Source organism: Microbacterium sp. K35 (genome assembly GCF_004794375.1).
GTDB lineage: Bacteria > Actinomycetota > Actinomycetes > Actinomycetales > Microbacteriaceae > Microbacterium > Microbacterium sufflavum.
Genome location: NZ_SSDM01000036.1, coordinates 1 through 4,271 on the forward strand (window position 1 = coordinate 1; position 4,271 = coordinate 4,271).

Annotated in this window: 5 protein-coding genes; 4 read left to right on the top strand and 1 reads right to left on the bottom strand. The window is 72.0% G+C overall.

Annotated features, from left to right (window positions below):
• The coding region (locus tag DW299_RS00890; protein ID WP_136035307.1) for a RecQ family ATP-dependent DNA helicase at positions 1-1,629 on the bottom strand (1,629 nt) is incomplete at its 3' end.
• 89 nt (positions 1,630-1,718) lie between these two features.
• Here DW299_RS00890 and DW299_RS00895 point away from each other — a divergent pair.
• The 4 genes from DW299_RS00895 to paaC form a co-directional block, all read left to right on the top strand.
• A complete protein-coding gene (locus DW299_RS00895) occupies positions 1,719-2,138 on the top strand; it encodes a pilus assembly protein CpaE (RefSeq protein WP_136035308.1) in 420 nt (139 codons plus the stop codon).
• A gap of 88 nt (positions 2,139-2,226) precedes the next feature.
• Positions 2,227-3,204 (top strand): 1,2-phenylacetyl-CoA epoxidase subunit PaaA, encoded by a 978-nt coding sequence (gene paaA / locus DW299_RS00900; protein WP_136035309.1) that lies wholly within the window; start codon positions 2,227-2,229, stop codon positions 3,202-3,204.
• Positions 3,204-3,509, top strand: a complete 306-nt coding sequence (gene paaB / locus DW299_RS00905; protein WP_042539384.1) for a 1,2-phenylacetyl-CoA epoxidase subunit PaaB — start codon at positions 3,204-3,206, stop codon at positions 3,507-3,509. Before paaA ends, paaB begins: the two co-directional genes overlap by 1 nt.
• On the top strand, positions 3,506-4,271 hold a 766-nt coding region (gene paaC / locus DW299_RS00910; RefSeq protein WP_136035310.1), incomplete at its 3' end, for a 1,2-phenylacetyl-CoA epoxidase subunit PaaC. The genes paaB and paaC, both read left to right, overlap by 4 nt.

Below are 4,271 nucleotides of genomic sequence, written 5' to 3' on the forward strand. Positions count from 1 at the left end.
GTGGGCGCGCCGCGGCTCGATCGGCACGCCCACGCGGTCGAGCGACTCCGCCGCCTGCGCGCTGGCCGTCGACGCCACCTCGGTCGGGAACCAGACGCCCGCGCAGGTGTCGCAGCGACCGCAGGGCGCGGCGGTCTCGTCGTCGAGCGCCCGCTGCAGGAACTCCATGCGGCAGCCGTCGGTCCGCTCGTAGTCGAGCATGTGCTGCTGCTCGGCGACCCGCTCGGCGGCGATGCGCTCGTAGCGCTCGGCGTCGTAGGTCCACGGCGCTCCCGTCGCGATCCAGCCGCCCTGCACGCGCCGCACGGCTCCGTCGACGTCGAGCACCTTGAGCAGCAACTCCAGCGGCGTGCGGCGGATGTCGACCAGGGCCTCCAGCGCCGGGGTCGAGATCGGAGCGTCGCCGAGCGCGGCGATCACCCGTTCGGCGCGCTCACGGTCGGGCATCGACGCGGTCGCGAAGTAGTGCCAGATGTCGCGGTCCTCGACCCCGGGCAGCAGCAGCACGTCGGCGTTGTCGCTCGCTCGGCCCGCACGGCCCACCTGCTGGTAGTACGCGACGGGCGACGACGGCGCGCCGAGGTGCACGACGAAGCCGAGGTCGGGCTTGTCGAAGCCCATGCCCAGGGCGCTGGTGGCCACGAGCGCCTTGACCTCGTTGCGCTTGAGCATGCCCTCCGACTCGGCGCGCTCCTCGGCATCGGTCTGCCCGGTATAGGCGCGCACCTCATGCCCGTGCTCACGCAGCAGTCGCGCGGTGTCGACGGCCGCGGCGACCGTGAGCGTGTAGATGATGCCGGAGCCCGGAAGGTCGTCGAGGTGGCTCAGCAGCCAGGCCAGGCGGCTGGCCGAGTCGCGCAGGCGCAGCACGCCGAGCCGCAGCGACGTGCGGGCCAGGGGTCCGCGGATCGTCAGCACCGGCACGGCTCCCGCACCGGCACCCGCATCCGCACCCGCACCCGGTGCAGCGGACGCCACAGCCCCACCGGCCTCCCCGGTCGGCAGCGCTCCGAGCTGCTCGGCGACGTCGGCCACCACGCGGCTGTTGGCGGTCGCGGTCGTGGCCAGGACCGGCACGTCGGTCGGGAGCTGGCCGATCAGGTCGCGCAGGCGGCGGTAGTCGGGCCGGAAGTCGTGCCCCCAGTCGCTGATGCAGTGCGCCTCGTCGACGACGAGCATGCCGAGGCGGGCCACGAGCGCGGGCAGCTGCTGCTCGCGGAAGGCGGGGTTGTTGAGGCGCTCGGGCGACACCAGCAGCACGTCGACCTCGTCGCGCGCGAGCCGCCCCTCCACCTCCGCCCACTCGTGTGCGTTCGTGGAGTTGATCGCCACGGCCCGCACGCCCGCGCGCTCGGCGGCCGCGATCTGGTCGCGCATGAGGGCGAGCAGCGGCGACACCAGCACCGTGGGGCCCGCGCCCTGCCGTCGGCGCAGCAGCGTCGCGACGAAGTACACCGCGGACTTGCCCCAGCCGGTGCGCTGCACCACGAGCGCGCGGCGGCGCCCCTCCACCAGGGCCTCGATCGCCTCGTACTGCCCGTCGTGGAAGTCGACGTCGGCGCGCCCGACCAGCTCGGCGAGGGCGGCGCGGGCGGTGTCGCGGGCGGTGTCGGCGGGTGCGGAGGTCATGTCCTCCACTCTGCCGCACACCGCCGACAGCCCGGTCGTCGCGGCCCGCGATCGGGGGACGGCTGCCGCATGGCGTCTAGCGTGGAGGGATGATCACGCGCGAACTCGCCGTCGCCCTGCGCGATGCGGGACTCACCTGGCACCCCGCGGAGGGCGACCGTTTCCAGCTGGACCTCCCCGACGAGGTGGAGCTGGAGGCCGAGGCCGACGTGTTCACCGTGAGCGGGATGACGATCGAGGCGCGGCAGACCCCCAGCGGCACCGACCTGGCGTTCAACGGCACGACCGAGTGGGCGCTCGATGCGGTGACCCTGGCTGATGCGGTGTGGTTGCCCCGCGAGGATCAGCTGCGCGAACTTCTCCGCGGTACGTTCCGCTCCCTCGTCCGGCTGCCCGACACGTTCCGCGTGGAGATCGAGATCGCCGGGGAGCCGCTGACGTTCGAGCACCCCGACCCCGCGGAGGCCTACGGCCGGGCCCTGCTCGCGCTCGTGTCGCGCTCGCTCTGATCCGGCGCCGGTTGAATACCGACGATCGCTGTGTCAGAATTACCTAACGATCGGTCAGTAAAGAAGGCCGGATGGCGAGGAGTCGACGATGACCAGTCCTGCAGACCTGTCCCTCGTGACGGACGAGGCCTCCGCGGAGGAGCGCCTGTTCGAGGAGCTCATCGCGAACGAGCAGCGCATCGAGCCGCGCGACTGGATGCCGGAGGCGTACCGCAAGACGCTCATCCGGCAGATCTCCCAGCACGCGCACTCCGAGATCATCGGCATGCAGCCGGAGGGCAACTGGATCACGCGCGCGCCCAGCCTCAAGCGCAAGGCCATCCTGATGGCGAAGGTGCAGGACGAGGCCGGACACGGGCTCTACCTCTACTCCGCGGCGCAGACCCTCGGCATCACGCGCGACGAGATGATGGACCAGCTCATCTCCGGCAAGGCCAAGTACTCGTCGATCTTCAACTACCCCACCCCCACCTGGGCCGACATGGGGGCGATCGGCTGGCTCGTCGACGGCGCCGCCATCTGCAACCAGGTGCCGCTGTGCCGCGCCTCCTACGGCCCCTACGGCCGGGCGATGGTGCGCATCTGCAAGGAGGAGTCGTTCCACCAGCGGCAGGGCTTCGAGATCCTCCTCACCCTCATGCGCGGCACGGAGGAGCAGCGGCAGATGGCGCAGGACGCCGTGGACCGCTGGTACTGGCCGAGCCTGGCGATGTTCGGCCCGCCCGACGACCAGTCCCCCAACTCCGCGCAGTCGATGGCCTGGAAGATCAAGCGCTTCTCCAACGACGAGCTGCGCCAGCGCTTCGTGAGCATGCTCGTGCCCCAGGCCGAGATCCTCGGCGTCACCCTGCCCGACCCCGACCTGCGCTTCGACGAGGAGACCGGCCGCTACGAGATGGGCGAGATCGACTGGGACGAGTTCTTCCAGGTGCTGCGCGGCAACGGACCGTGCAACGCGGAACGGCTGGAGCGCCGCCGCACCGCCCACGAGGACGGCGCCTGGGTGCGCGAGGCCGCCGCCGAGTACGCCCGCAAGCAGGCCCTCAAGGCGAAGGCGGTCGCGTGATGGCCACCCCCGGCGCCGACGAGCGCGAGCCCTGGCCCCTGTGGGAGATCTTCGTGCGCGCGAACCGCGGCCTGAGCCACGTGCACGTCGGCTCGCTGCACGCGCCAGACGCCGATATGGCGATCCGCAACGCCCGCGACCTCTACACCCGGCGCGGCGAGGGCGTGTCGATCTGGGCCGTGCCGGCCGACGCCATCACCACCAGCGACCCCGACGCCAAGGGCGCCTACTTCGAGAGTCCGGCCGGCAAGAACTACCGGCACGCGGTGTACTACACCGCCTCCGAGGGGGTGCCGCACCTGTGAGCGCGCAGCAGCACGGGCACACCGACGTGCACGGAACCGACGTGCACGGAGACGTCTCGGTCGACGAGCTGCGGCTGAGCGAGGAGCTGGCGGGCGCCGGCACCACCGCGACCAGCGCCGACCTCGCCGAGTACGCGCTCTGGCTGGGCGACGACGCCCTGATCCTGTCGCAGCAGCTCGGCGCGTGGATCTCCCGCGCGCCGGAGCTGGAGGAGGACGTGGCGCTCGGCAACATCGCGCTCGACCTGCTCGGGCATGCCCGCTCGTTCCTGCACTTCGCCGGATCCTGGGACGGCCGCTCCGAGGACGACCTGGCCTACTTCCGCGACGAGCCCGAGTTCCGCAGCGCCTGGATCGTGGAGCAGCCCAACGGCGATTTCGCCCAGACCATCGCACGGCAGTTCGTCGTGTCGGTGTACCTCGTGGAGCTGTACGCCGCCCTGCGCGCGAGCTCGGAGCCCACGTTCGCGGCGATCGCGGAGAAGGCCCTCAAGGAGGTCGACTACCACCGCGACCACGCCGTGCAGTGGGTGCTGCGGCTCGCGGGCGGCACGGACGAGTCGCGCGCGCGGATGATCCGGGCCCTGACCGACGTGTGGCCGTATGTCGACGAGCTGTTCCGCGACGAGCCGCTCATCGATCGACTCGGCGACGCGGCCGTGCGCCCCTCCGCGCTGCGCCCGGGGTTCGACGCGGTCGTGGACACCGTGTTCGCCGAGGCCGACCTCGCCGTCCCCGCGGTGTCGGCGTCGTCGGCGGGCG